Annotated in this window: 1 protein-coding gene; it reads left to right on the forward strand. The window is 54.6% G+C overall.

Annotated elements, in window-relative coordinates; translation table 11 throughout:
* A partial coding sequence (locus HMPREF3171_RS11995; RefSeq protein ID WP_210385589.1) for a hypothetical protein occupies window positions 1–573 on the forward strand: 573 nt, incomplete at both ends.

Here is a 573-nt window from a genome sequence, read left to right on the forward strand (position 1 = left end):
AGGTGCACTGGGATCTGACTCGTGCGGCAACCGTTGCTACCTGGGCGGACTACATGGACTACTCCGCCAAGAAGGATGTTCCGGCGAAGGGTATGAAGGTCTACGGCTCGTACTTGTCTGACTATGCGCTTGGTCAGATTTACAACGAGGCTGAGAAGGATCTTGGCTTTGCGGTGCCTAAGAGCGATCGTCGTGGATTGTCGCGTGATCAGGAAGCTGCGCTGCAGAACTGGATTAAGCGCAAGATTGCCGAAGAGGGCAAGGATAAGTGGATCGCTGAGACGACTGAGGCCATTGTTGGTGAAGACGGCGATTACACCTTGCAGTTTAAGGGCACCTTCGGTCGTGCCTGGGATGATCGTGGCTACGACGATGGGGTGTCGGTTTACTCCGATCTTGCTCGTGATACTGGTGCTGAGGTGACCTTCCCGGATGGGTCGACGCACAAGGCGTATGACCTGTTTAATACGGTTGCGCCGGCTGCTGATTACGGCAGCTGGATGCATGATATTTCTGCGTCTGGTCGTGGTGCAGACAAGCTGTCGAAGCACATCAACTGGGATTGGTTGTTTG

This window comes from Corynebacterium sp. HMSC08F01, assembly GCF_001807545.1.
Taxonomy (GTDB): Bacteria; Actinomycetota; Actinomycetes; order Mycobacteriales; family Mycobacteriaceae; genus Corynebacterium; species Corynebacterium coyleae.